This is a genomic window from Mycobacterium sp. 5-140-3-2, assembly GCF_035666375.1.
Taxonomy (GTDB): Bacteria; Actinomycetota; Actinomycetes; order Mycobacteriales; family Mycobacteriaceae; genus Mycobacterium; species Mycobacterium intracellulare.
Map to the genome: position 1 here is coordinate 464,514 of NZ_CP142025.1, position 25,413 is coordinate 489,926.

General features: G+C 70.0%; 26 protein-coding genes. 13 read left to right on the forward strand and 13 right to left on the reverse strand.

Annotated elements, in window-relative coordinates:
• From P6281_RS02340 to clpC1, 4 genes are all read left to right on the forward strand, one after another.
• Positions 1 to 816 (forward strand): type III pantothenate kinase, encoded by an 816-nt coding sequence (locus tag P6281_RS02340; protein WP_008263499.1) that lies wholly within the window; start codon positions 1 to 3, stop codon positions 814 to 816.
• A gap of 50 nt (positions 817 to 866) precedes the next feature.
• Positions 867 to 2,363 (forward strand): lysine--tRNA ligase, encoded by a 1,497-nt coding sequence (lysS, locus tag P6281_RS02345; protein ID WP_008263500.1) that lies wholly within the window; start codon positions 867 to 869, stop codon positions 2,361 to 2,363.
• A 127-nt stretch (positions 2,364 to 2,490) separates the two neighbouring features.
• Positions 2,491 to 2,829 carry a histone-like nucleoid-structuring protein Lsr2 gene (lsr2, locus tag P6281_RS02350; RefSeq protein ID WP_008263502.1) on the forward strand — a complete coding sequence of 113 codons (339 nt, stop codon included), beginning with the start codon at positions 2,491 to 2,493 and terminating at the stop codon, positions 2,827 to 2,829.
• 336 nt (positions 2,830 to 3,165) lie between these two features.
• Positions 3,166 to 5,709: an ATP-dependent protease ATP-binding subunit ClpC gene (gene clpC1, locus P6281_RS02355; RefSeq protein WP_008263504.1), complete on the forward strand. Its 2,544-nt coding sequence runs from the start codon at positions 3,166 to 3,168 to the stop codon at positions 5,707 to 5,709.
• 24 nt (positions 5,710 to 5,733) lie between these two features.
• Here clpC1 and P6281_RS02360 read toward each other — a convergent pair whose 3' ends face one another.
• Positions 5,734 to 7,098, reverse strand: a complete 1,365-nt coding sequence (locus tag P6281_RS02360; protein WP_026071445.1) for a serine hydrolase — start codon at positions 7,096 to 7,098, stop codon at positions 5,734 to 5,736.
• The gene (mhuD, locus tag P6281_RS02365) at positions 7,073 to 7,393 is read right to left on the reverse strand and encodes a mycobilin-forming heme oxygenase MhuD (protein WP_043954357.1); all 321 of its coding nucleotides are present in this window, start codon (positions 7,391 to 7,393) and stop codon (positions 7,073 to 7,075) included. The genes P6281_RS02360 and mhuD overlap by 26 nt, the downstream gene beginning before the upstream one ends.
• A 61-nt stretch (positions 7,394 to 7,454) precedes the next feature.
• Between mhuD and P6281_RS02370 the strand changes: the two genes are divergently transcribed.
• Positions 7,455 to 8,225 (forward strand): alpha/beta fold hydrolase, encoded by a 771-nt coding sequence (locus P6281_RS02370; RefSeq protein WP_014941216.1) that lies wholly within the window; start codon positions 7,455 to 7,457, stop codon positions 8,223 to 8,225.
• A 4-nt stretch (positions 8,226 to 8,229) separates the two neighbouring features.
• Here the strand turns inward: P6281_RS02370 and P6281_RS02375 are convergent, their stop codons facing one another.
• Positions 8,230 to 9,141 (reverse strand): A/G-specific adenine glycosylase, encoded by a 912-nt coding sequence (locus P6281_RS02375; protein WP_324738602.1) that lies wholly within the window; start codon positions 9,139 to 9,141, stop codon positions 8,230 to 8,232.
• Here P6281_RS02375 and P6281_RS02380 point away from each other — a divergent pair.
• Positions 9,140 to 9,757 carry a carbonic anhydrase gene (locus P6281_RS02380; RefSeq protein ID WP_008263518.1) on the forward strand — a complete coding sequence of 206 codons (618 nt, stop codon included), beginning with the start codon at positions 9,140 to 9,142 and terminating at the stop codon, positions 9,755 to 9,757. The genes P6281_RS02375 and P6281_RS02380 overlap by 2 nt on opposite strands.
• A gap of 138 nt (positions 9,758 to 9,895) precedes the next feature.
• A complete protein-coding gene (locus tag P6281_RS02385; RefSeq protein ID WP_014941218.1) occupies positions 9,896 to 10,699 on the forward strand; it encodes a hypothetical protein in 804 nt (267 codons plus the stop codon).
• 12 nt (positions 10,700 to 10,711) lie between these two features.
• On the opposite strand, the gene disA is transcribed toward P6281_RS02385, so the two are convergent.
• From disA to P6281_RS02400, 3 genes are read right to left on the reverse strand one after another with little or no spacing between them, the layout of a single operon-like run.
• Complete coding sequence (disA, locus tag P6281_RS02390; RefSeq protein WP_008263522.1) at positions 10,712 to 11,794, reverse strand: DNA integrity scanning diadenylate cyclase DisA; 1,083 nt, start codon at positions 11,792 to 11,794, stop codon at positions 10,712 to 10,714.
• Positions 11,795 to 11,810: 16 nt separating this feature from the next.
• The gene (gene radA / locus P6281_RS02395; protein ID WP_008263524.1) at positions 11,811 to 13,223 is read right to left on the reverse strand and encodes a DNA repair protein RadA; all 1,413 of its coding nucleotides are present in this window, start codon (positions 13,221 to 13,223) and stop codon (positions 11,811 to 11,813) included.
• A 49-nt stretch (positions 13,224 to 13,272) separates the two neighbouring features.
• Positions 13,273 to 13,830, reverse strand: a complete 558-nt coding sequence (locus P6281_RS02400; protein WP_008263526.1) for a hypothetical protein — start codon at positions 13,828 to 13,830, stop codon at positions 13,273 to 13,275.
• Positions 13,831 to 14,108: 278 nt separating this feature from the next.
• On the opposite strand from P6281_RS02400, the gene carD reads away from it, so the two are divergent.
• Genes carD through P6281_RS02430 form a run of 6 tightly spaced genes read left to right on the forward strand, consistent with a single transcriptional unit; the run spans position 14,109 to position 19,106 of the window.
• On the forward strand, positions 14,109 to 14,597 hold the full coding sequence (carD, locus tag P6281_RS02405) for an RNA polymerase-binding transcription factor CarD (RefSeq protein WP_003419482.1): 489 nt from the start codon (positions 14,109 to 14,111) through the stop codon (positions 14,595 to 14,597).
• Positions 14,598 to 14,613: 16 nt separating this feature from the next.
• Positions 14,614 to 15,303: a 2-C-methyl-D-erythritol 4-phosphate cytidylyltransferase gene (ispD, locus tag P6281_RS02410; RefSeq protein WP_008263535.1), complete on the forward strand. Its 690-nt coding sequence runs from the start codon at positions 14,614 to 14,616 to the stop codon at positions 15,301 to 15,303.
• Positions 15,300 to 15,788: a 2-C-methyl-D-erythritol 2,4-cyclodiphosphate synthase gene (gene ispF / locus P6281_RS02415; RefSeq protein WP_008263536.1), complete on the forward strand. Its 489-nt coding sequence runs from the start codon at positions 15,300 to 15,302 to the stop codon at positions 15,786 to 15,788. Before ispD ends, ispF begins: the two co-directional genes overlap by 4 nt.
• Positions 15,789 to 15,837: 49 nt before the next feature.
• Entirely contained in the window at positions 15,838 to 17,247 is a 1,410-nt protein-coding gene (gene cysS / locus P6281_RS02420; protein WP_008263537.1) for a cysteine--tRNA ligase, read from the forward strand.
• 11 nt (positions 17,248 to 17,258) lie between these two features.
• Entirely contained in the window at positions 17,259 to 18,191 is a 933-nt protein-coding gene (gene rlmB, locus P6281_RS02425; RefSeq protein ID WP_202377919.1) for a 23S rRNA (guanosine(2251)-2'-O)-methyltransferase RlmB, read from the forward strand.
• Positions 18,192 to 19,106 carry a glycerophosphodiester phosphodiesterase gene (locus P6281_RS02430; RefSeq protein WP_202377920.1) on the forward strand — a complete coding sequence of 305 codons (915 nt, stop codon included), beginning with the start codon at positions 18,192 to 18,194 and terminating at the stop codon, positions 19,104 to 19,106.
• Here P6281_RS02430 and P6281_RS02435 read toward each other — a convergent pair.
• Genes P6281_RS02435 through P6281_RS02465 form a run of 7 tightly spaced genes read right to left on the reverse strand, consistent with a single transcriptional unit; the run spans position 19,103 to position 25,390 of the window.
• Positions 19,103 to 20,344 carry an SLC13 family permease gene (locus P6281_RS02435; protein WP_065508300.1) on the reverse strand — a complete coding sequence of 414 codons (1,242 nt, stop codon included), beginning with the start codon at positions 20,342 to 20,344 and terminating at the stop codon, positions 19,103 to 19,105. The two genes, P6281_RS02430 and P6281_RS02435, sit on opposite strands and share 4 nt — an antisense overlap.
• 3 nt (positions 20,345 to 20,347) lie before the next feature.
• Complete coding sequence (locus P6281_RS02440) at positions 20,348 to 21,274, reverse strand: MBL fold metallo-hydrolase (protein ID WP_324738604.1); 927 nt, start codon at positions 21,272 to 21,274, stop codon at positions 20,348 to 20,350.
• Entirely contained in the window at positions 21,274 to 22,032 is a 759-nt protein-coding gene (locus P6281_RS02445) for a LamB/YcsF family protein (RefSeq protein ID WP_008263550.1), read from the reverse strand. The genes P6281_RS02440 and P6281_RS02445 overlap by 1 nt, the downstream gene beginning before the upstream one ends.
• 22 nt (positions 22,033 to 22,054) lie before the next feature.
• Complete coding sequence (locus tag P6281_RS02450; RefSeq protein WP_014383753.1) at positions 22,055 to 22,765, reverse strand: sensor domain-containing protein; 711 nt, start codon at positions 22,763 to 22,765, stop codon at positions 22,055 to 22,057.
• A 44-nt stretch (positions 22,766 to 22,809) separates the two neighbouring features.
• Positions 22,810 to 23,670 (reverse strand): metal ABC transporter permease, encoded by an 861-nt coding sequence (locus P6281_RS02455; RefSeq protein WP_008263555.1) that lies wholly within the window; start codon positions 23,668 to 23,670, stop codon positions 22,810 to 22,812.
• Complete coding sequence (locus tag P6281_RS02460) at positions 23,670 to 24,491, reverse strand: metal ABC transporter ATP-binding protein (protein WP_014383754.1); 822 nt, start codon at positions 24,489 to 24,491, stop codon at positions 23,670 to 23,672. The genes P6281_RS02455 and P6281_RS02460 overlap by 1 nt, the downstream gene beginning before the upstream one ends.
• Positions 24,488 to 25,390 carry a metal ABC transporter solute-binding protein, Zn/Mn family gene (locus P6281_RS02465; protein ID WP_014383755.1) on the reverse strand — a complete coding sequence of 301 codons (903 nt, stop codon included), beginning with the start codon at positions 25,388 to 25,390 and terminating at the stop codon, positions 24,488 to 24,490. Before P6281_RS02465 ends, P6281_RS02460 begins: the two co-directional genes overlap by 4 nt.
• Positions 25,391 to 25,413: the final 23 nt, after the last annotated feature.

Below are 25,413 nucleotides of genomic sequence, written 5' to 3' on the forward strand. Positions count from 1 at the left end.
GTGCTGCTGGCGATCGACGTCCGTAACACCCACACCGTCGTCGGGCTCATATCGGGCGCCAAGGAGCACGCAAACGTCGTGCAGCAGTGGCGGATCCGCACCGAATCGGAGATCACCGCGGATGAATTGGCGCTGACCATCGACGGATTGATCGGCGACGACTCCGAGCGGCTCACCGGCGCCGCCGCGCTGTCGACCGTCCCCTCGGTGCTGCACGAGGTGCGGCTCATGCTCGACCAGTACTGGCCGTCGGTGCCCCACGTGCTGATCGAGCCCGGGGTGCGCACCGGCATCCCGCTGCTGGTGGACAACCCCAAAGAGGTGGGCGCCGACCGAATCGTCAACTGCCTGGCGGCCTTTCACAAGTTCGGTCAGGCCGCCATCGTCATCGACTTCGGGTCCTCGATCTGCGTGGACGTCGTGTCGGCCAAGGGCGAATTCCTCGGCGGCGCGATCGCGCCCGGGCTGCAGGTTTCCTCCGATGCCGCGGCGGCCCGCTCGGCCGCGCTGCGCCGCGTCGAGCTGACCCGGCCCCGTTCGGTGATCGGCAAGAACACGGTCGAGTGCATGCAGGCCGGTGCGGTGTTCGGGTTCGCCGGTCTGGTCGACGGCCTGGTCGGACGCATCCGTGACGACGTGGACGGCTTTGCCGGTGACGACGTCGCCATCGTGGCCACCGGACACACCGCGCCCCTGCTGCTGCCCGAGCTGCAGACCGTCAGCCATTACGAACAGCACCTGACCCTGCACGGCCTGCGGCTGGTCTTCGAACGCAACCGCGACGCCCAGCGCGGCCGGCTGAAGACCGCCCGCTAGGGCGCCCGCCGGTCAAGGGCACCACGAGAGTTGATTTAAGCTGGCACGTCGTGAGTGCCGACGAGCCAGATATTCCCGAGCAGTACCGGATCCGCCGGGACAAGCGCGCTCGGCTGCTCGCCGAGGGGCGCGACCCCTACCCGGTCGCCGTCGAACGCACCCACACGTTGGCGCAGGTCCGCGCCGCCCACCCCGACCTGCCGGTCGACACCGCGACCGACGACGTCGTCGGCGTCGCCGGCCGGGTGATCTTCGCCCGCAACTCGGGAAAGCTCTGCTTCGCCACGCTGCAGGAGGGCGACGGCACCACGCTGCAGGTGATGGTCAGCCTCGACAAGGTGGGCCGCGAATCCCTCGACGCGTGGAAGGCCGACGTCGACCTGGGCGACATCGTCTACGTGCACGGCAACGTGATCAGCTCACGGCGCGGCGAATTGTCCGTGCTGGCCGATTCGTGGCGGATGGCGTCGAAGTCGTTGCGTCCGCTACCGGTCGCGCACAAGGAGATGAGTGAAGAGGCGCGGGTGCGGCAGCGCTACGTCGACCTGATCGTCCGCCCGCAGGCGCGCACGGTCGCCCGGCAGCGGATCGCGGTCATCCGCGCCATCCGCAACGCATTGGAGCGCCGCGGCTTTCTCGAAGTCGAAACCCCGATGTTGCAGACGCTCGCCGGCGGCGCGGCCGCGCGGCCCTTCATCACACATTCCAATGCGCTGGACATCGATCTCTACTTGAGGATCGCACCGGAACTGTTCCTCAAGCGGTGCGTGGTCGGCGGTTTCGACAGAGTTTTCGAACTAAATCGCGTGTTTCGAAACGAAGGTGCGGATTCCACGCATTCTCCCGAATTCTCCATGCTCGAGACCTACCAGGCGTACGGAACGTATGACGATTCGGCGGTTGTGACGCGCGAGCTTATTCAAGAGGTCGCCGACGAGGCGATCGGAACCCGACAACTACCGCTGCCCGACGGCAGTGTCTACGACATAGACGGAGAATGGGCTTCGATCGAAATGTACCCGTCGTTGTCGTCGGCGCTCGGTGAAGAGATCACGCCGGAGGCGACGGTGGAAAAGCTGCTCGGCATCGCCGATCGCCTCGGCGTCGAGATCCCGCGCGACCGTGGTTACGGACACGGAAAGATCGTCGAGGAGCTGTGGGAGCACACGGTGGGCAACGCGCTCGTCGCACCCACGTTCGTGCGGGACTTCCCGGTCGAGACAACACCTTTGACGCGCCAGCACCGCAGCATCGCCGGCGTCACCGAGAAGTGGGACCTGTATGTGCGCGGGGTCGAGCTGGCCACCGGTTACTCGGAATTGAACGACCCGGTCGTGCAGCGGGAGAGGTTCGCCGCCCAAGCGCGCGCGGCGGCCGCCGGCGACGACGAGGCCATGGTGCTCGACGAGGATTTTCTTGCCGCACTCGAGTATGCGATGCCGCCATGTACCGGAACGGGAATGGGTATCGACCGGTTGTTGATGACATTGACCGGACTGTCAATTCGGGAGACAGTTTTGTTCCCCATTGTTCGGCCACACTCGTAGTCGAAAAGCTCAACCCTGCAACGCCCGTACAGATTGAGTATGCTGCGTTGTTATGGCAGATTGGTGACCGGGGAGGTCGATCCAATCTGCTCAGCAACTGCTCAGGACGAAATGCGAGGGTGAGCCAATGGCAAAAAAAGTGACCGTCACCTTGGTCGATGATTTCGACGGTGCCGGCGCAGCCGACGAAACGGTCGAATTCGGGCTTGACGGGGTGACCTATGAGATTGATCTTTCGTCCAAGAATGCCGCGAAACTTCGCGGGGATCTGAAGCAGTGGGTGGAAGCCGGTCGCCGCGTCGGCGGCCGCCGGCGGGGGCGGTCCGGCTCGGGACGCGGGCGCGGCGCCATCGACCGTGAGCAGAGCGCGGCGATCCGCGAATGGGCTCGCCGGAACGGGCACAACGTGTCGACGCGCGGCCGCATCCCGGCCGACGTCATCGACGCGTTCCACGCCGCAACCTGACAGTCTTCAAACCGGCGCCCGGGCCCCAAGCCCGGGCGCCGGTTTGTCATTTCGCTCGGCGCGAAACGATGGTCGGGCGTCCCGGGAAACGAATTGGGACATTGCAACGTTTCTTGGGATACGGCGGGTAAAGCCCCAGGCAGTCGCAAGTGAGATCAGGGCCGGAACGACCGAGTTGCGTCGACAGCGAACGAGGCCGCACAAGGTTAGGTCCGCCGGCAAGCCGACCATTACAGTGGATGGCAGGTACGCGATTCCGGCCACAGGGGACCGGCAGGGTTGTTCGAAGGGCCGCTAACTAGTTTGTACCGATGTTGAGGGAGAGCAGGTAACCCGATGTTTGAAAGATTTACCGACCGTGCCCGCAGGGTCGTCGTCCTGGCGCAAGAAGAGGCCCGGATGCTCAACCACAACTACATCGGCACCGAGCACATCCTGCTGGGTTTGATTCACGAGGGCGAAGGCGTCGCGGCGAAGTCGCTGGAGTCGCTGGGCATCTCGCTCGAGGGCGTTCGCAGCCAGGTCGAGGAGATCATCGGCCAGGGCCAGCAGGCGCCGTCGGGCCACATCCCGTTCACCCCGCGCGCCAAGAAGGTTCTCGAGCTGAGCCTGCGCGAGGCGCTGCAGCTCGGCCACAACTACATCGGCACCGAGCACATCCTGCTGGGCCTGATCCGTGAGGGTGAGGGCGTGGCCGCGCAGGTGCTGGTGAAGCTGGGCGCGGAGCTGACCCGGGTGCGCCAGCAGGTCATCCAGCTGCTGAGTGGCTACCAGGGCAAGGAGGCCGCCGAGGCGGGCACCGGTGGCCGCGGTGGCGAGTCCGGCAGCCCCTCGACGTCGTTGGTGCTCGACCAGTTCGGCCGCAACCTGACGGCCGCCGCGATGGAAGGCAAGCTGGACCCGGTCATCGGCCGCGAGAAGGAAATCGAGCGGGTGATGCAGGTGCTGAGCCGGCGCACCAAGAACAACCCGGTGCTGATCGGCGAGCCCGGCGTCGGCAAGACGGCCGTCGTCGAGGGCCTGGCGCAGGCCATCGTGCACGGCGAGGTCCCGGAGACACTCAAGGACAAGCAGCTCTACACGCTGGACCTGGGCTCGCTGGTCGCGGGCTCGCGCTACCGCGGTGACTTCGAGGAACGCCTCAAGAAGGTGCTCAAGGAGATCAACACCCGCGGCGACATCATCCTGTTCATCGACGAGCTGCACACCCTGGTGGGTGCGGGCGCCGCCGAGGGCGCGATCGACGCCGCGTCGATCCTCAAGCCCAAGCTGGCCCGCGGCGAGCTGCAGACGATCGGCGCCACCACGCTCGACGAGTACCGCAAGTACATCGAGAAGGACGCCGCCCTGGAGCGCCGCTTCCAGCCGGTGCAGGTCGGGGAGCCGACGGTGGAGCACACCATCGAGATCCTCAAGGGCCTGCGCGACCGCTACGAGGCGCACCACCGGGTCTCGATCACCGACCCGGCGCTGGTCGCGGCGGCCACCCTGGCCGACCGCTACATCAACGACCGGTTCCTGCCGGACAAGGCGATCGACCTGATCGACGAGGCGGGCGCCCGGATGCGGATCCGCCGGATGACCGCGCCGCCAGACCTGCGCGAGTTCGACGAGAAGATCGCCGACGCGCGCCGGGAGAAGGAATCGGCGATCGACGCCCAGGACTTCGAGAAGGCGGCCAGCCTGCGGGATCGGGAGAAGCAGCTGGTGGCCCAGCGCGCCGAGCGCGAAAAGCAGTGGCGCTCCGGCGATCTCGACGTGGTCGCCGAGGTCGACGACGAGCAGATCGCCGAGGTGCTGGGCAACTGGACGGGCATCCCGGTGTTCAAGCTCACCGAGGCCGAGACCACGCGGTTGCTGCGCATGGAGGACGAGCTGCACAAGCGGATCATCGGCCAGGAGGACGCCGTCAAGGCCGTCTCCAAGGCGATCCGCCGCACCCGCGCCGGGCTGAAAGACCCCAAGCGCCCGTCGGGTTCGTTCATCTTCGCCGGCCCGTCCGGTGTCGGTAAGACCGAGCTGTCCAAGGCGCTGGCGAACTTCCTGTTCGGCGACGACGACGCGCTCATCCAGATCGACATGGGCGAGTTCCACGACCGGTTCACCGCGTCGCGGTTGTTCGGCGCCCCGCCGGGATACGTCGGCTATGAGGAGGGCGGCCAGCTCACCGAGAAGGTGCGCCGCAAGCCGTTCTCCGTGGTGCTGTTCGACGAGATCGAGAAGGCGCACCAGGAGATCTACAACAGCCTGCTGCAGGTCCTCGAGGACGGTCGGCTCACCGACGGTCAGGGACGCACGGTGGACTTCAAGAACACCGTGCTGATCTTCACCTCGAACCTCGGCACGTCCGACATCTCCAAGCCGGTCGGCCTGGGCTTCACCCAGGGTGGCGGTGAGAACAACTACGAGCGGATGAAGCAGAAGGTCAACGACGAGCTGAAGAAGCACTTCCGCCCGGAGTTCCTCAACCGCATCGACGACATCATCGTCTTCCACCAGCTGACCCGCGACGAGATCATCCGGATGGTCGATCTGATGATCCAGCGCGTCGGCAACCAGCTCAAGAGCAAGGACATGGCGATGGAGCTGACCGACAAGGCCAAGGCATTGCTGGCCAAGCGCGGCTTCGACCCCGTGCTGGGTGCCCGTCCGCTGCGGCGCACCATCCAGCGCGAGATCGAGGACCAGCTCTCGGAGAAGATCCTCTTCGAGGAGGTCGGTCCCGGCCAGGTTGTCACGGTCGACGTCGACAACTGGGACGGCGAGAGCGCCGGCGAGGACGCGAAGTTCACCTTCACCGGCACCCGCAAGCCGCCGGCCGAGCCGGACCTGGCCAAGGCCGGGGCGCACGCCGCGCCGCAGGGGCCGGACCCGCAGTAGCGAGCGGTTCTCGCGGCGCCGGCGCTATCGCGGCGCGATCAACGCGAAGGCCTGCTTGGCGACCTGCAGCATCCAGCCGGTCACGGTCGGCCCGTGGTCGCGCGGCCAGGTCAGCTGGAAGCTGACCACCCAGGGCTGCCGCGTCTTGTCGACGGCATACCAGCTGAACGTCAAATCACCCGGCAGGCCACCGGCTTTCGCGCCGATGTAGGGCCACACGTTGCGGTCCAGCTGGATACCCGCCACCGCGGAGAGGATTTCGCGCACCGGCGCGGCCTCGCCGACGGCGTCGGCCTGCAGCGCCGCGTGGACCCGGCAGATGTCCTCGGCGTTGCCGTACCACTCCGCGCCGTACGAGGACGCGGGTGAGTGGGCGCGCATCGGATCCGGGTCGTACGGCGTGGAATTCGCCTGCTGAAGCAGTTGGGCCCGCACTTGGGGGGACCCGTGCTCCCATTGGCCGCGCAGGTCGGGTCTGCCCCAGCCGACCGAGAAAAGCTCGTACATGGTGGGGAAGGGCGTCATGCTGGCCGGGTCGTGATGGCCGGCCGTGGCGAGCGCTTCGGAGATGGCCTGCGTGCCCAACTTTCCGATCAGCAGATCGGTGGCCATGTTGTCGCTGGTGGCGATCATCTTCTCGGCGGCCTTGCGAACCGAGACGTGGGCCCCGGCGGGCAGCGCCAAACCCGACGAGCCGACGGCCCGGCTCTTGTCGGTGACGGTCAGTTGGTCATCCCAGGACACCGTGCCGTTCTTGATGGCGCCGGCCAGGGCATGCAACACGTACAGCTTGAAAATCGATGCCAGCGGCAGGGATTCGCGGGCGTTGGTGCCCGCCACCGGGTTGCAGTGGCCGTCGTCGACCTTGGCGACCTGATAGGAGTAGCGCGCGCCGGTCTTGCTCAGCACCGCGTCGATGTCCTGCCACGACTTGACCGTCGGCGCCCGGGTGTCCAGGTCGAACCGGTCCACCCACCCGCCGTCGTCGGTGTGGATCCGGATGTCTTGGCGGGCACCGTAGGACGACGTCAGGTGCAGGGTGGCCACGCTCGCACCGATGTCGACGCCGTCGAGGGCGAACGGGCGATCCCACCACAGCGCCTCCATGGTGGTCTGCACCGACTCGACCTTGTCGGCGGCGGCCAGCGTGCCGACCCCGACCGGCCCGATGGGCCAGTCCGAGTTGAGCATGTCCAACGTCTGCTGGGCCCGAATGCCGGGCGGGGTCCGGGTGTCGATCTGCCGTCCCGAATTTGCCGCGTTCGCCTGCGGTGAGGGGGAGGGGGCGCAGCCGGGCGCCGAGGTGACGATCAGTGTGGTGGCGGCGCTCAGCGCCAGCGCGCGGCGCCAGGCCGACCGCCCGCTAGCCAGCCTGCTTGTTTGCGGCAACGTCCAGCACAACCTCGAATTCCAGCAGGGACGCCCCGGTCGCCACCGGGTTGGCCCGATGGCCGGCGTGGGCCTCGATGGCCGGACCCTTCGCCCACGTCTGGAACGCCTCGTCGGACTCCCAGTGCGTCACCACGAAGTAGCGGTCCTCGCCCTGGACCGGGCGCAGCAACTGGAAGCCGAGGAAACCGGGCTGATTCTCCACCGCGTGCGCGCGGTGGGCGAACCGCTTCTCCAGTTCGGGGCCGGCGTCGGCGGGAACTTCGATTGCGTTGATCTTCACCACAGGCGGCATGCCGCTAGGCTACCCCGCCCCCCGCGCCGTTCAACTAGGGCGGTCCACGCAAGATGGTGACATGCCCGGCGATTTGTTGACGCGTCACGGGGGACGCGGCGAGCCGTTGGTGCTGGTGCACGGCCTGATGGGGCGCGGGACCACGTGGACGCGTCAACTGCCGTGGCTGACCCGCCTGGGCACCGTCTACAGCTACGACGCGCCATGGCATCGGGGGCGCGACGTCGACGATCCGCACCCGATCAGCACCGAGCGGTTCGTGGCCGACCTGGGTGACGCGGTGGACGAGTTGGGCGCGCGGGTCAGGATCGTCGGGCATTCGATGGGTGCCCTGCACGCGTGGTGCCTGGCCGCGCAGCGCCCCGAACTGGTTTCCGCTCTGGTGCTCGAGGACATGGCTCCAGACTTTCGCGGCCGCACCACCGGCCCGTGGGAGCCTTGGCTGCACGCGCTTCCGGTCGAATTCGATTCCGCGGAGCAGGTATTCGCCGAATTCGGGCCCGTCGCCGGGAAGTATTTCCTGGAGGCGTTCGACCGCACCGAAACCGGGTGGCGGCTGCACGGTCACACCTCGCGATGGATCGAGATCGCCGCGGAGTGGGGTACCCGCGACTACTGGGCGCAGTGGCGGGCGGTGCGTGCCCCGTCGCTGCTCATCGAGGCCGGCAACTCGGTCACGCCGCCGGGCCAGATGCGACAGATGGCCGAAAGCGGCCATGCCGCAACGTATTTGCGTGTTCCGCAAGCGGGTCACCTGATCCACGACGAAGCGCCCGGCCAATACCGCGAAGCGGTGCAGGCTTTCCTGGCCGCGCCGCATCCGCGGGCGTGATCCGCTACCCCTCGCCGGCCAACGCGAACCGGCCGTCGCGGGTCTGTGTCACCAGGCCGTCGGCGAGCAGCGAATACAGCGCCCGGTCGCGCTGCGCGGTGTCGGTCAGCCACGCCACATCCAGCTCGGCCCGACTGGCCGGGGAATCCTTGGCGCGCAACACATCCAGCAGGCGGCCGCGAACCTGGCGGTCGGTGCCGGCATAGGTCTGGACGCGTCGCGGCGGTCCTTGCGCGGCGGGATAACCCGCGCGCCGCCAGGCGCATTGGCCCAGCGGACACAGCCCGCATCGCGGGGCGCGCGCGGTGCACACCGTCGCTCCCAGCTCCATCAGCGCGACCGAGAACTGCGGTGCGGTCGCGTCGTCGGGTAGCAGCGCCGACACGTCGGCGTGGTCGCGGGTCGCGGACGGCGCGCCCGCGTCGGCCAGGCCGTGCACGACGCGCGCCACCACCCGGCGCACGTTGGTGTCGACCACCGGCACCCGCCGGCGATAGGCGAAGCAGGCGACGGCGCGCGCGGTGTAGCTGCCGACGCCGGGCAGCGTCAGCAGGGTGTCGACGTCATCGGGGACGACGTCGTCGTGATCGCGCGCGATCACGGTGGCGCACTCGTGTAATCGCTTGGCCCGCCGCGGATAACCGAGCTTGCCCCAGGCGCGCAACACATCCGCGGCGCTGGCCGCGGCCGTCGCCGACGGGGTCGGCCAGCGCCGCACCCAATCCGACCAGATCGGCAACACCCGGGCCACCGGCGTCTGCTGCAACATGAACTCGCTGACCAGGATCTGCCAGGCGCTCACCCCGGGTTCGCGCCAGGGCAGGTCGCGGCGTGAGGTTTCGTACCAGGCCAAAAGATTGGTAACTGATATGTATGCCGGACCCGGCGTTGGTTGTTCCGGCATGATGGCAGCCATGCCTAACACCAGTCCGGTAACAGCGTGGAAGTCACTCAAAGAGGGTAACGAGCGATTCGTCGCCGGTAAGCCGCAGCATCCCAGCCAAAGTGTTGAGCATCGAGCCAGCCTGGCCGCCGGGCAGAGTCCCACCGCGGTCGTGTTCGGCTGCTCGGACAGCCGGGTCGCCGCCGAGCTCATCTTCGACCAGGGCCTGGGCGACATGTTCGTGGTGCGCACCGCCGGGCAGGCCATCGACACCGCGGTCCTGGGTTCCATCGAGTTCGCGGTGAGCGTGCTCAACGTGCCCCTCATCGTCGTCCTGGGTCACGACAGCTGCGGCGCGATCAAGGCCGCCCTGGGCGCGATCGAAGAGGGATCCATCCCGGGCGGTTTCGTGCGCGACGTGGTGGAGCGGGTCGCGCCGTCGATCCTGATGGGCCGCCGTGACGGCCTCAACCGCGTCGAGGAGTTCGTGGAGCGACACGTACGCGAAACCGTGGCGCAGCTGGTGTCGCGGTCCACCGCGATCGCCGAGCGGATCGCCGACGGCACGGTCGCGGTGGCCGGTGTCACCTACCACCTTGCCGACGGGCGCGCGGCGTTGTGCGACCACGTCGGCGACATCGGCGAATAGCGCGCCGAGTAGCGGGGCCGATCGCGGGCGAATGGGCCGCGCGGTCGGCCGCCACTAACACGGCGATTGGCCGGCAAACCTAGCGACACGCCGAGGCGGGTCAACCGAATCGGCGTGACCTGGGCCTACGCTGCGAACGTGCTCGATCTGGAACCGCGTGGCCCGCTACCCACCGAGATCTATTGGCGGCGCAGAGGCCTGGCCGTGGGCATCGCGGTCGTCGTGATCGGGATCGTGGCCGCCACCGTCATCGCGTTCATGGGGCACAGCTCGGGAGCCAAGCCCGCCACCGCCGACAAGCCGAACTCAGCGCAGAGCAAGCCCGGATCGCCCGCGCCCCAGGCGCCGCCACCGGCGGGGCCCGAAAGCCCCGCCCCCGGGGCGCCGCCGGCGCAGGGCCAGAACCCCGAGACGCCCACCCCCACCGCCGCGGTGCAGCCGCCGCCGGTGCTGAAGGAGGGTGACGACTGCCCCGACTCGACGCTGGCGGTCAAGGGCCTGACCAACGCTCCCCAGTACTTCATCGGTGACCAGCCGAAGTTCACCATGGTCGTCACCAACATCGGGCTGGTCGCGTGCAAGCGCGACGTCGGGGCCGCGGTGCTGGCGGCCTACGTCTACTCGCTGGACAACAAGCGGCTGTGGTCGAACCTGGACTGCGCGCCGTCCAACGAGACGCTGATCAAGACCTTCACGCCGGGCGAGCAGGTGACCACCGCGGTGACGTGGACCGGCATGGGATCGGCGCCGCACTGCCCGCTGCCCCGGCCGGCGATCGGGCCGGGCACCTACAACCTGGTCGTCCAGCTGGGCAATCTGCGCTCGATGCCGGTGCCGTTCATCATGAATCAGCCCCCGCCGCCGCCGGGCCCGGTGCCCGGACCGGGCCAGCCCGGCGCCGTGCCGCAGCCGGAGGCGCCGCCGATGCCCCCGGCCGGCTGACCTCAACGAGCATTAGCTCAGTGAGTCGGTGATCGTCGACTCCGCCAGCTGCGACAGCCCCTCCCGCACGTGGCGCGCCCACATCGCGCCGATGCCGTCGACCGATTGCAGGTCGCTGGCGCTGGCCGCCAACACGTTCTGCAGCGTCCCGAACGAGCGGACCAGCAGATCGGCGTGGGCGAACTGCAGCCGGGGGATGCCGGCCAGCGCGCGGTAGCCGCGCGGGCTGACCGCCGAATCCTGCGCCTCCGTCGTCGTCGGGTAGCCGAAAACCTTTGCCAGAGCGGTGAAGTCGAGCAGCTCGGTGTCCGAGAGCGCGTCCAGCTCGTCCAGCGTCGCGGTCAGCTGCGCCTCGGACAGCGGCTCCGGGCTGGCGTGGTAGTCCCGCACGATCAGCTCCCGGGCGATGTCGTTGCCGCCGAGCAGCTCGTCGAGCTGCAGCCGCAGCTGGCGCCCGTCGGTGCCGAGTTCGACGACGTCGTTGTCGATCACCTGGCCGATCCGCCGGACCAGCTCGAGGCGCTGCACCACCGTCAGGACGTCGCGCAGGGTGACGAAGTCCTCGATCTCGGCCCGCGACAGCTGCCGGCTGACCTCGTCGAGCCTGATCTTGTACCGCTCCAGGGTGGCGATGGCCTGATTGGCCCGCGACAGGATCGTCGCGGAATCGGCGACCACGTGGCGCTCCCCGCCCACGTAGACCGTCACGATGTTCATCGAGTGGCTCACCGAGATCACCGGGTATCCGGTCTGGATCGCCGCCCGCTCCGCCGACCGGTGTCGAGTCCCCGATTCGTCGGTGGCGATCGACGGGTCCGGCACCAACTGCACGTTGGCGCGCACGATGCGGCTGCCGTCGGTGGACAGCACCACGGCGCCGTCCATCTTTGCCAGCTCGCGCAGCCGGGTCGGCGCGTAGCGCACGTCCAGCGCGAAGCCGCCGTCGCAGATGGCTTCGACGTTTTCGTCGTTGCCGAGCACGATCAGCGCGCCGGTGCGGCCGCGCAGGATGCGTTCCAGGCCGTCACGCAGCCCGGTCCCCGGCGCCAGGCGGGCAACGGTGTCACGCAACGTCGGTCGGGTCACAGCGTGCATTCTGCGGCCCATCGCGTCACGCGTCCAGCCGGTACGGGTTTGCGGGGCCGCCGCGGCGCTCGGCGATGTCGATCATGTGCTGGAGCGCCGCGACGATGGTGGGCGCACGCAGCGCGCGCATCCCGCGGGGCACGATATCGCGCCGGGGGTCGTCGCCGTCCGGGATGAGCGCGACGGTGAATCCCTGGCGCGCGGCCTCGGACAGGCGCCGCTCCATGCCGCTGACCCGCCGGAGGTCGCCGGCCAGGCCCACCTCCCCGATCATCACCGCCGTGGTGGGCAGGGGCAGATCGGCGAGCGCGGACGCCAGCGCGACCGCGACCGCCAGATCCGATGACGGATCGGTCAGCCGCATGCCGCCGACGGTGGACAGGTAGATGTCGTGGGCGGCGACGGGCAACTTGGCGTGCTTTTCCAGCACGGCGGTGATCATGGCGGCCCGCGAATGGTCGATGCCGCTGACGGCGCGGCGCGGCGAACCGCCCGACGGCGAGGCCAGCAGGGCCTGCACCTCGCCGATGAGCGGACGTTTGCCGTCGAGGGTCACCGTGATCGCGGTGCCGGGAACCGGCGCGGGGCGCTGGTCCAAGAACAGGTTCGACGGGTCGGCGACCCCTTCGATCCCGTTGTCGTGCAACAGGAAACACCCGACCTCGTCGGCGGCGCCGAACCGGTTCTTGATGCCCCGGACCATCCGCAGCGAGCCGTTGCGGTCACCCTCGAAGTGCAGGACCACGTCGACGAGGTGCTCGAGGGAACGCGGCCCGGCGATGGCCCCGTCCTTGGTGACGTGCCCGACCAGGATCAGCGCGACCCCGTTGGTCTTGGCCGCCGCGGTCAGCGCCGACGTCACCGCCCGCACCTGCGTGACGCCGCCGGCGACGCCGTCGGCCTCGGTGGTGGACATGGTTTGCACCGAGTCCACGATCACCAGCGCGGGCTTGACCGTGGCGATGTGCTCGAGCACGGTGTGCAGGTCGGATTCGGCGGCCAGGTACAGCTCGTCGCCGCCGCAGCCGATGCGGTCGGCGCGCAACCGGATCTGGCCGGCGGACTCCTCGCCGGAGATGTACAGCGCGCGGCGGCCGGATTCCGCCCAGCGGTGGGCGACCTCGAGCAACAGCGTCGACTTCCCCACGCCCGGATCGCCCGCCAGCAGCGTGACCGAACCGGGCACCACGCCGCCGCCGAGCACCCGGTCGAGTTCGCCTACGCCCGTCGTGCGGTGCTGGCTGGCGCCCGGCTCGATGGACGTGATCGGCACGGCCTGCGACGCCGCGGCACGAACGGCGCGGCGCCCGGCGACGGTACTGAGCACCGGGACCTCGTCAACGGTGCCCCAGGTGCCGCACTCGAGGCAGCGGCCGACCCATTTCGCGGTGACGTGCCGGCATTCCGAGCAGCGGTATTGCGAGCGCGCGGTTGCCACGTGATGACGGTATCGAGCCGCTACGACAAGCCCCCGTCACGACAGGCGGTTACCCCGCGTGATTTTGGTGCGGCGGGGTCACTCCGGCCGAAATCGGGACCAGCACGGTGGCCTGCCCGGCCTTCTCGAAGTTGAACGTGAAGTTGTAGGTCAGGCCGTTCGAGATGGGCTTGGCCAAGGTGACGGTCGCCTTGGCCGCGGTGCTGGAATCGATCGGTCCCGGCGCCACCTTCTGGCCCTCGGGCGTGCCGATGAACAGCATCCCGCCGGCGGGCAGGCGGGTGTCGCCGCTGATCGCCACGGCGCCGACGTCGCTGGTGATGCCGACGAGCCTGTCCGGGGTGGTCGGCGACTGGTTGACGGCCACCAGCACCAGGTCGACCGCCCGGCCGGGCTGCAGGAAGTCACCCGTCTGCGTGGCCTGGAGGTGGATGTTGCGCAACGCCACGTTGTTGAAGGTGACCTTGTTCCCGTTGATGGCGGGCTCCTGCACCGCCATCTGCGAAACCTGACCGGCCCCGCAACCGCTGAGCAGCGCGGCCAGCACGGCCAGCACGCCGGCCACGGCGATCGCGGGAAGGCCGAGGCGGATCTTGAAGCGGTTCACTCTCTACAGCCTCCTGCTCGGCCGGTTCGACTAATGCAACTATGCACAGTAGTAGGGACGCTGTGCACGCGGTAGCGCGGGGCGCCAGACCAGCGCAGGAGCTGTTTTAAAGGCCGCCAACCGCCCGGTCCGGGGGCGTTGGTAATGTGCTGCACTGCACGACTTGGTCCCCATGTCAACCCCTAATCTGCGCGTGTTGTGCCCCTGACCTGCATCGTTGCTTCGCGCGTGGTTAGGCGGGCGTGTTAGGATGAAGTAACGAAAGGGGCTCGAATCAGATGATCTTCAAGGTCGGCGACACCGTTGTTTATCCGCATCACGGTGCTGCGTTAGTCGAGGCGATCGAAACCCGGACGATCAAAGGGGAACAAAAAGAATATCTCGTCTTGAAGGTGGCGCAGGGAGACCTGACCGTTCGAGTTCCCGCGGAGAACGCCGAGTACGTCGGCGTCCGCGACGTCGTCGGACAGGAAGGCCTCGACAAGGTGTTCCAGGTGCTGCGCGCCCCGCACACCGAGGAGCCGACGAACTGGTCGCGCCGCTACAAGGCCAATCTCGAAAAGCTTGCCTCCGGCGACGTCAACAAGGTGGCCGAGGTGGTGCGCGACCTGTGGCGCCGCGACCAGGAGCGCGGACTGTCGGCCGGTGAGAAGCGCATGCTGGCCAAGGCCCGCCAGATCCTCGTCGGTGAACTGGCGTTGGCGGAGAGCACCGACGACGCCAAGGCGGAGACCATCCTCGACGAGGTTCTGGCCGCCGCTTCCTGAAGGTCCTGACGCTTCGGTGGCCCGACAGACGGGCACCTCGGGCAACGTAATCGCCGTCGTCCCGGCCGCAGGTTCGGGCGAACGACTGGCGGCGGGAATCCCCAAGGCATTCTGCGAGATTGCCGGCCGCACCCTGCTGGAGCGCGCCGTCGCGGGTCTACTGGAATCCGGCGTGGTCGATCACGTCGTGGTGGCCGTGCCCGCCGACCGGATCGACGAGGCCAAGCGCGTCCTCGCCGGCCGGGCCACCGTCGTCGCCGGCGGGCCCGACCGCACCCGATCCGTCGACCTGGCCTTGGCCGCCCTCCCCGTGGCCGCCGCGTACGTGCTGGTGCACGACGCGGCGCGCGCGCTGACCCCTCCGACGCTGATCACCCGCGTGGTCGACGCCCTGCGGGCCGGCCACGACGCCGTGGTGCCCGCGTTGCGGCTGCACGACACCATCAAGGCCGTGGACGCCAACGGGGTGGTCCTGGGGACGCCGGAGCGCGACGGGCTACGGGCGGTGCAGACGCCCCAGGGGTTCGCCACCGACCTGCTGCAGCGCGCCTACCGGGCCGGCGCCGGCGCGGCCGGTTTCACCGATGACGCGTCGCTGGTCGAGCACGTCGGCGGGCAGGTCCAGGTGGTCGACGGCGATCCGCTGGCGTTCAAGATCACCACTCAGCTCGATTTGTTGCTGGCCGAAGCGATCGTGCGCCGATGAGCGAGCCCCTTCCCGTCCCCAGGGTCGGCCTGGGCGTCGACGTGCACCCGATCGAACCCGGGCGGCCGTGCTGGCTGCTGGGTCTGCTGTTCGCCGACGCCGACGGCTGCGCCGGCCACTCCGACGGCGACGTGGGGGCGCACGCGCTGTGCGACGCGGTGCTCTCGGCGGCGGGCCTCGGCGACGTGGGCGCCATGTTCGGGGTAGACGATCCGCGCTTCGAGGGCATCAGCGGCGCGGACATGCTGCGCCACGTCGCCGCACTGGCGTCGGGCGCAGGCTTCCGGGTCTCCAACGCCGCCGTGCAGGTCATCGGGAACCGGCCGAAGGTCGGTCCCCGCCGCGCCGAGGCGCAGCGCGTGCTGTCGGAATTATTGGGAGCGCCGGTGTCGGTGTCGGCGACCACGACCGACGGGTTAGGGCTGACCGGACGCGGTGAGGGGCTGGCTGCCATCGCCACCGCGCTGGTGGTCCCCGCGGGCTAAGCCCGCGCAGCGCCGGGCGCCGGGGAACTACCCGGTAAGCTGGCACGTCGTGACCGATCGCGCCCGCTTGCGGCTACACGACACGGCAGCCGGTGCTGTGCGTGATTTCGTGCCGCTGCGCGAGGGCCACGTCTCCATCTACCTTTGCGGCGCCACCGTGCAGGGCCTGCCGCACATCGGCCACGTCCGCAGCGGGGTGGCCTTCGACATCCTGCGCCGCTGGCTGATCGCCCGCGGGTGCGACGTCGCCTTCATCCGCAACGTCACCGACATCGACGACAAGATCCTCAACAAGGCCGCCGCGGCGGGCAGGCCGTGGTGGGAGTGGGCGGCCACCTACGAACGCGCCTTCTCCGCCGCCTACGACGCCCTGGACGTGCTGCCGCCGTCGGCCGAGCCGCGGGCCACCGGCCACATCACCCAGATGATCGAGTTGATGCACCGCCTGATCGAAACCGACCACGCGTACGCCGCCGGCGGCGACGTCTACTTCGACGTGCTCAGCTACCCGGAGTACGGGCAACTGTCCGGCCACAAGATCGACGACGTCCATCAGGGCGAGGGCGCGGCCACCTGCAAACGCGACCAGCGCGACTTCACCCTGTGGAAGGCCGCCAAGCCCGGCGAGCCGTCCTGGCCCACGCCGTGGGGCCGCGGCCGCCCGGGCTGGCACCTGGAATGCTCGGCGATGGCCCGCACCTACCTGGGCGCCGAATTCGACATCCATTGCGGCGGAATGGATTTGGTCTTCCCGCATCACGAGAACGAGATCGCCCAGAGCCGCGCCGCCGGCGACGGTTTCGCCCGCTACTGGCTGCACAACGGCTGGGTGACGATGGGCGGCGAGAAGATGAGCAAGTCGCTGGGCAACGTGCTGGCCATCCCGGCGCTGCTGCAGCGGGTCCGGCCCGCCGAGTTGCGCTACTACCTGGGCAGCGCCCACTACCGGTCGATGCTGGAATTCTCCGAGACCGCCCTGCAGGACGCGGTGAAAGCCTATGTGGGCGTTGAGGAATTCCTGCACCGGGTGCGGGTTCGGGTCGGCGGCGTCGAGCCCGGCCAGTGGACGCCGAAGTTCGCCGACGCGCTCAACGACGACCTGGCGGTGCCGGCGGCGCTGGCCGAGGTGCACTCCGCCCGCGCCGAGGGCAACCGGGCGCTGGACTCCGGCGATCACGACGGCGCGCTGCGCCACGCCCGGGCGATCCGCGCAATGATGGGCATCCTGGGCTGCGACCCCCTCGACGAGCGCTGGGAGACCCGCGACGAGACGTCGGCGGCGCTGGCCGCCGTCGACGTGCTGGTGCACGCGGAGCTGGAGAACCGGGAGAAGGCGCGCGAGCAGCGCAACTGGGCGCTCGCCGACGAGATCCGGGACCGGCTCAAGCACGCCGGCATCGAGGTCACCGACACCGCCGACGGGCCGCAGTGGTCGCTGCAGGCCGGCCCGGATCAGTAGGGGCCACGCACATGGCCGGCAATTCGCGACGCCGCGGCGCAATCCGTAAGGCGGGCACCAAGAAGGGCCCGACCGTCGGTTCGGGCGGCCAGCGTCGCCGCGGGCTGGAGGGCCGCGGCCCCACGCCTCCCGCGCACATGCGCCCCAACCACCCCGCCGCCAAGCGCGCCCAGTCGCCGTCGCGCCGCCCCGCGCGGGGTAAGACCGACGAGACCGAGACGGTGCTGGGCCGCAACCCGGTGCTGGAGTGCCTGCGCGCCGGCGTTCCGGCGACCGCGCTCTACGTGGCGCTGGGCAGCGAAGCCGACGAGCGGCTCACCGAATCCGTCTCCCGCGCCGCCGATTTGGGCATCGCGATCCTGGAGGTGCCGCGCACCGACCTGGACCGGATGACCAACAACCATCTGCACCAGGGCATCGCGTTGCAGGTGCCGCCCTACAACTACGCCCACCCCGACGACCTGGTGGAGGCGGGGACCGGTTCGCCGCCCGCGCTGCTGGTCGCGCTCGACAACATCTCCGACCCCCGCAACCTGGGCGCCATCGTGCGTTCGGTCGCCGCGTTCGGCGGCCACGGCGTGCTCATCCCGCAGCGGCGGTCGGCCTCGGTGACGGCGGTGGCATGGCGCACCAGCGCCGGGGCCGCGGCCCGCGTCCCGGTGGCCCGGGCCACCAATCTCACCAGGACACTGACGGATTGGGCGGATCGCGGCCTGCGGGTGATCGGGCTGGACGCCGGCGGCGACACCACGCTCGACGACCTCGACGGCACCGACCCGATCGTGGTCGTCGTCGGGTCGGAAGGCAAGGGGCTGTCGCGGCTGGTGCGGCAGAACTGCGACGAGGTGGTGTCCATCCCGATGGCCGGCAATGCCGAATCGCTGAACGCCTCGGTGGCCGCCGGGGTGGTGCTCGCCGAAATCTCGCGCCAGCGCAGGGGTTAGGTGATCGCCCGCCTCGTTGCCGCGCTGCTGGCATCGGCGGTGCTTGTGGCGGCGCCGGCCGCCGCGCAGGCACCCGACTTCGACCTGCAGGCCCACCGCGGCGGCCGCGGGGAGGCCACCGAGCAGTCGTTGCGGGCCTTCGCCAGGTCGCTCGAATTGGGGGTCAGCACACTGGAACTCGACGTCGTGCTCACCCGGGACCGCCAACCGCTGGTGTGGCACGACTCGACGATCGCGGCCGAGAAATGCGCCGACACCGCACCCGCATTCGCCGGCGACCCGCAGTACCCCTACGTCGGCAAACTCGTGCACGAGCTCACGCTGGCCCAGATCCGCACCCTGGACTGCGGGCGCCGGCTGGACGACTTCCCGAACGCCGAAGTGGCGCCGGGCAACAGGATCGCCACGCTGCCTCAGGTTTTCGCACTCGCCGACTCCTACCGCGCCGACGCCGTGCGCTACAACATCGAAACCAAGGTGGACGCCGATGAACCCGAGCCGCAGGAGTTCGTCGACGTGATACTGGCCGCGGTCAGGGCCGCGGGCAAGGTCGAGCGGGTGGACATACAGAGCTTCGACTGGCGCACGCTGCCGTTGGTCCACCGGGCCGAACCGTCAATCCCGTTGGTGGCCCTCTATGACGAGCAGACTCCCGGCGATCCGCTGATCGGCGCGCTGACGGTGGGCGCCGACGCCGTCTCACCGGACTACCGGCTGGTCGCCGGCAAGCCGTACGTCGACCGCGCGCATGCGTTGGGGCTCAAGGTCATTCCGTGGACGGTCGACGACGTCGACGCCATGCGCCGGCAGATCGGGTACGGGGTCGACGGCATCATCACCGACTATCCGACGGCGCTGCGGGGTGTGCTGGCCGAGCTGTCCATGCCGTTGCCGCGGGCATACCGTCGGGGCTAGAGGCCGAGCGCCCCCGCCGACGCCCACAGCGCCAGCACCGCCACCGCCAGCGACGCGGGCACGGTGCACACCCCGAGGCGGGTGTATTCGCCGACCCCGGCGTCGACGTCGTGCTGGCGAAGCACCCGCCGCCACAACAGGTTTGACAATGACCCGACGTAGGTCAGGTTGGGGCCGATGTTGACCCCGATCAGCACCGCCAGCACCGCCACCGGCCCGGCCGGGGCGACCAGCGGCAGCAACACCAGGGTGGCGGGCAGGTTGTTGACGACGTTGGCCAGCACGGCCGCGATCGCGGCGATCGCCAGCAAGGCGGGCAGGCCCGAGCCCGACGGCAGCACCGCCGACATCGCCCGGTCCATCCCGCCCAGCATGACCGCCCGCACCACGACCCCCAACGCCAGCACGAAAACCAGGAAGGACACGTTGGCCGAGCGCACGATCTCCGACACCGACGTATGGCGGCGGCGCAGGCTGCGCGCCGCCAGCGCCGCGGCGCCGCACAACGCCACCCAGGCCGGCGCCACCCCCACCGACTGGGCGACCGCGAACCCGGCCAGCGTCAGCGCGACGACCACCAACACGAACACCGGCGGGCGTGGTGGCGCGCCGCGTTGCTCCGGGTTCGGCTGCACCCGTAGGTCCTTGGCGAAGAACCAGCGGAAGACCACGTAGAGGGTGGCCACCGCGCCGAGCCACGGCAGCGCCATCACCAGCGTGAACTTGGTGAACGAGATGTCGGCAGTGTGGAAGGCCAGCAGGTTGGTCAGGTTGGACACCGGCAGTAGCAGCGAGGCGCCATTGGCCAGATGGGCGGTGGCGTAGGCGTAGGGCCGCACCCGCGTGCGCTGCCGCCGCACGGCGGCGAGCACCACCGGGGTCAGCAGCACCACGGCGGCGTCCAGGCTCAGCACGGCGGTGATCCCCGACGCGATCGCGAACACCCGCCGCAGCAGCGTGCCCGACCCGACGCGTCCGCGCGCGATCGCCGCGCCGGCGGCCTCGAACAGGCCCTCGTCGTCGCACAGCTTGGCCAGCACCAGCACCGCCCCGAGGAAGGCGACCACCTCGGACAGGTCGGCGATCTCCGTGGCCGCCTGCTGGACCGAGACCGCCCCGATCCCGACCAGGATGAGCGCGGCCGGGATCGCGGCAAGCGCCTCGGGCCAGCCCCGTGGGCGCGCGACGGCGAACCCCAGGACGACGGCGAGCAGCAACAGCGCGACGGTCAGTGCCAACGTCTAGACCGCTTCGCTCCACGGGTCCTCGCGCCGCCACACCGTCGGCAGGTGCAGCGCGACACCGTCCTGTGCGGCCAGCTCATCGAGGACGCGGATGGAGACGTCGAGGTCGTCGCCCGCATAGGGCAAGGCGCGCAACGGCTTTGTCAGCGGGCGGAAGAAGTCGTCCCAGTGGATGAGGATCACCCGGCGAGCGCCCACCGCGCGGACGGTCTCGGCCCAATAGTCGACCAGATACGACCGCGGCTGCAGCCCCAGCTGCCCGACGGACAGGTAGACGGCATCGGCGCGGTGGCCGGCCAGCGCCCCCTTGACGAAACCGGCGCTGCCCTGGATCAGCAGCCGCCGGCCCGTCGGCCGGTGGGCCACCAGCGTCGACCACGACTCGCCGCAGCGGTACGCCGACGCCTTCACCGGGGTGATCAGCGGTTCGTCGATCACGCCGGGATACCGGTCGGGTGGGCAGTGGTGGGAGTTTACCAACGTTATCTCGTAGTCGCCCAACCGAATTGGCTGCCCGTCGACCGCGACGACGATCCGGTTCTCCGGGAGGCCGTAGCCGCGCCCGACGTTGGCCGCGGACTGGCCGCCGATCAGCTGCGCGCCGGTGCGGTCGGCGACCAGCGCGGAGTCCAGCACGTGGTCGATGTGGGTGTGCACCGGGATGACGGCGGCCAGTCGCGACACCTTGGCGCGGGCCAGGCATCCGTCGACGCGGGCCGGCGACGGCGCCACCCTGCCGGCCGCGATCTTGGCCAGGCCCGGCCGGGAGAAGTAGCCGTCGGTCATCAACGCCGACGAGCCGTCGTCGATCAGCAGCGTCGCCACGCCCATCCAGGTCACCGAGAGCCCGTCGGGTCCGGCCGCGGGGGCGTCGAATCGGTCCGCGTACCGGGCGATGTCGGGGCGCCCGAGCTTGAGCCGCATCAGCAGAACGCCCGAAGGTCGGCGCCGGCCGCCGTGAGGCGATCGCGGACCGCGGTGGCAATCCGCACCGCCCCCGGCGAATCACCATGCACGCAAACCGATTCCACGCTCACCTCGATGTGGCTCCCGTCGATCGCGGTGACCTGGCCCGCGGTCACCATGGCGGTGACGCGCTCGGCGATCGCGCCCGGATCGTGCAATACCGCGCCGGGTTCGCGGCGGGAGACCAGCCGCCCGTCCGGGCGGTAGGCCCGGTCGGCGAACGCCTCGGCCACGGTCCGCAGACCGCGTCGGGCGGCCTCGTCGAAGAACGCCGACCCGGCCATGCCCAGCACCGGCAGGCCGTCGTCGACGAGCCGCACCGCCTCGGCGACCGCGGCGGCCTGCTCGCTGTTGGTCACGATCGTGTTGTACAGCGCCCCATGCGGTTTCACGTAGGACACGACAGAACCGCACGCGTGCGCGATCGCCTGCAGCGCGCCGATCTGATACACCACGTCGGCGATCAGGTCGTCGGCGGCGACGTCGATGAAGCGCCTGCCGAACCCGGCCAGGTCGCGGTAGCTCACCTGCGCCCCGATGCGCACCCCGCGCCGCGCGGCCGAGGTGCATACCCGCACCAGTCCGGCGGGGTCCCCCGCGTGGAAACCGCACGCCACGTTGGCGCTGGTGACGATGTCGAGCATGGCGTCGTCGTCACCGAGGCGCCAGACGCCGAAGCCCTCGCCCAGGTCGGCGTTGAGGTCGATACCGGCCACCCGCCCAGCTTATGGGGGCGGGCTATTGCCCGGCGACCTTGGCCGCGATCTGCTGGGCAATGTCGGCGGCGGACCCGCCGGCCAGGAAGGACGCGCACGTGGCGACGTCGATGGCGATGTTGTTACGAACGGTCAGCGCCCGCTGGCACGTCCAGCCGTCGCCGCCGTCCTGAGCTGTCGACGTGCTGAGTGTGCCGCCGACTTTGTGGGCGTCGCCCGCGGTCCACACGATTTCGGGCTTGCCCGGGGGACGGTCGACGAACTTGCGGTTGGCGCAGGCGAACCACCGCCGCACCGAGGCGTCGTAGAAGGTGTTGGCCTGGCGCGCGGTTGGATAGGCGATCACGGCCTCGGCGGCGGAGTCATTGCGGACGGTGGGGTCGTCGTAGTTGTCGTCCAGTTGTTGGCCGCGCATCGCGGTCCAGCCGGTGTCCGCATACACGGCTTCCTGGGCGGGACCGTCCACCGCCAGGCAGCTCTTGTCGCTGAAAGTCGCGCTGGAGTCCCACATCGCCTGTGTGCGGTTGCGGACCCGCATCCCCGCGGTGAGCACGGAGTTGATCTGGCCCTGGTCGAGCAGCAGTCCGTCGAGGGCGGCGACGGCCACGGGGGGCTGCGGCAGCGGGCCGGGGGTGTCTGCGGGCGCGGCGCTTCCGTCGACGACGGTGGTGCAGCCGACCGCGAGGGTGGACACCGCCGCCTGCACCAGGACCGCGATTCGCCTGCGCGCCATGGCCTCCGAGCCTTCCCCGACGTGGGCCGATCTGTGCGACCAGCTTAGGCGGACGCCTCGCGCCGGCGCCCCACCAGCCAGCAGACCAGGTAGATCAGAAATGAGATGCTCGCGACGAAGACCGACACCGGCACGCCCGGCGCAAGCGATAACACGATCCCGCCGACCGCGGCCACCTCGGCGAACACCACCGAGGTCAGCATGGCCGCCGCCGGCGAGGTGACCACCCGGGCCGCCGCGGCCGCCGGCGTGATCAGCAGCGACATCACCAGCAGCGCCCCGACGATCTGCACCGCCTGGGCGGCCACCACCCCGACCAGCGCGGCGAACACGATCCCGAGCGCGTGAACCGGCACGCCGCGGGCGGCGGCGACGTCGGGGTCGACGGTGGCGAACAGCAGCGGGCGGTAACACGTTGCCAGCACGGCGATGACGAGGAGGCAAACCAGCGCCAGCATCGTCAGCCCCGTGTAGCCGACCCCGACGATCTGGCCGGTCAGCAGCGCGAAGCTGGTCGCCGTCCGGCCCGGGTAGAGGTGGATGAACAACACCGCCAGGCCCAGGCCGAACGCGAGGACCACCCCGATCACCGAATCGCGTTCCCGGGCGCGCCGGCCCAGCACGCCGAACAGCGCCGCCGCGAGGGCGCTGCCGATCAGCGCGCCCAGACCCACCCCGAATCCGACGAGCAGCGCGAAAGCGGCTCCGGTCAACGACAATTCGCTGGACCCGTGCACGGCGAACGACATTTGCCGCATCACGATGAACGGCCCGATCAGCCCGGCCACCAAACCCAGCAGCGCGGCCGCCACCAGCGCCTGCTGCACGAAGTCGTGGCTGAGCAGATGCGCGGTGATGTCGAAGGAGAACAGGTGGTGTCCCACGTCGGCGAGCCGGTGCTCCATCAGCCGTGGCCGTCGGTGCGCTCGCCGGCCACCACGTAGCCGTCCCTGACCTTCACCACCTGGATGTCGGATCGATACAGCGCCGAGAGCGTCTCGCTGGTCATCACTTCGTCGACGGTGCCGATCCTGAACCGGCCGTCGACCAGGTACAGCACCCGGTCCACATACGGCAGGATCGGGTTGATCTCGTGGGTGACGACGATGACCGTGGTCCCCGCCTCCCGGCGGCGCCGGTCGATCAGCGCCGACACCAGCTTCGCGTTCGCCGGGTCCAGCGTCAGCAGCGGTTCGTCGCACAGCAGCAGGGTCGGGTCGCTGACGAGTGCCTGGGCGATGCGTACCCGCTGCAGCTCGCCGCCGGACATCACGCCGACCCGGACGTCCGCCAGGCGTTCGCCGTTTACCTGGCTCAGGGCGTGGGCGACGGTCGCGCGCCGCCGGGCACGGTCGCGGGACCGCAGCGGGACGGCGCCCCAGCGCCCGCCGTCGACACCCAGCCGAACCAGGTCCCGTCCCCGCAGCATCACGTCGCGGTCCAGCGGGCGATGTTGCGGCACATAGCCGATGCGGCCGCTACCCGAGGTGATCGGCCTGCCTTCCACCAACCCGACGCCGGCGCTCAGCGGCAGCTGCCCCAGGAGCACGTTGAGGAGCGACGTCTTGCCGCTGCCGTTGGGGCCGAGCACCGCGATGAACTCGCCGCGCGACACCGACAGGTCCAGGTGGTCCCACAGCACCCGGTCGCCGAACGCCAGGCGGGCGCCGCGCAGTGACACGGTGTCCGGGTGCCGATCGACGGCGGGTGCCGTGTCGATGCTCACGGCTGGACGGGCCGGCTCGACTGCAGCGCGGCCAGCAGCCGTTCGACCGTATTGCGTTGCCAGCTCAGGTAATCCGCCCCGTCGGGCAGGGTCTCGGCCACCTCGGTGACGGGCACACCCGCGTGACGCGCGGCGTCGCGCAGGCCGGTGATTGCGGCCGCCGAGGTCTGCGGGTTGACCACCAGCGCCGACACCTGAGCCCGGTCGATGAGGTCGAGGACCGACGCCAGATCGGCCGGCGCCGGGTCGGTCTCGTTCTCGATCGCCGCGGCGAACGAGGGCGGGGTGCGGTTCAGCAGGCCCGTCGCCTTCAGCAGGTAGAAGGCGACCGGTTCGGTCGCCACGACCGAGGTGTGGGGGTAGGCGGCGGCGATGCCGTGTTCGGTGCCGGCGATGGCGTCGGCGCCGCGCCCGAACGTGGCGGCACTGGCCCGGTAGTCCGCGGCGTTGCCCGGGTCGATCGTCGCGAGCCGGTCGGCGATCGTGGCGGCCACCGCCTTGGCGACGCTCAGGTCGTAGAAGACGTGCTCGTTGCGCGGTTGCCCGTCGTTCTCGAGGAACGAGTAGGCGTTGACCGGCCTGGCGCCGGGCTGGCGGGCCAGCACGTCGTCGACCCATCCGTCGTAGCCGCCGCCGTTGTAGACGACCAGGGCGGCGTCGGCGATGGCGGCGGCGTCCGAGGGGCTGGCCTCGTAGGAGTGCGGGTCGGTTTCCGCGCCGCTCAGGATGGACTTGACCGCCACATGGCTGCCGGCGACGGCGCGCGCGACGCTGCCCCACACGTCGGTGGACGCGACGACGGCAGACGCGTGCGGGTGCGCGGGGTGCCCGCCGCAGCCGGACAGCACCGCCGAGCCGGCCACGGCCAATGCGGCCGCCAGCCCACGCGTCAGTGCCATGCGCACGTCCGATTTCCTCCCGC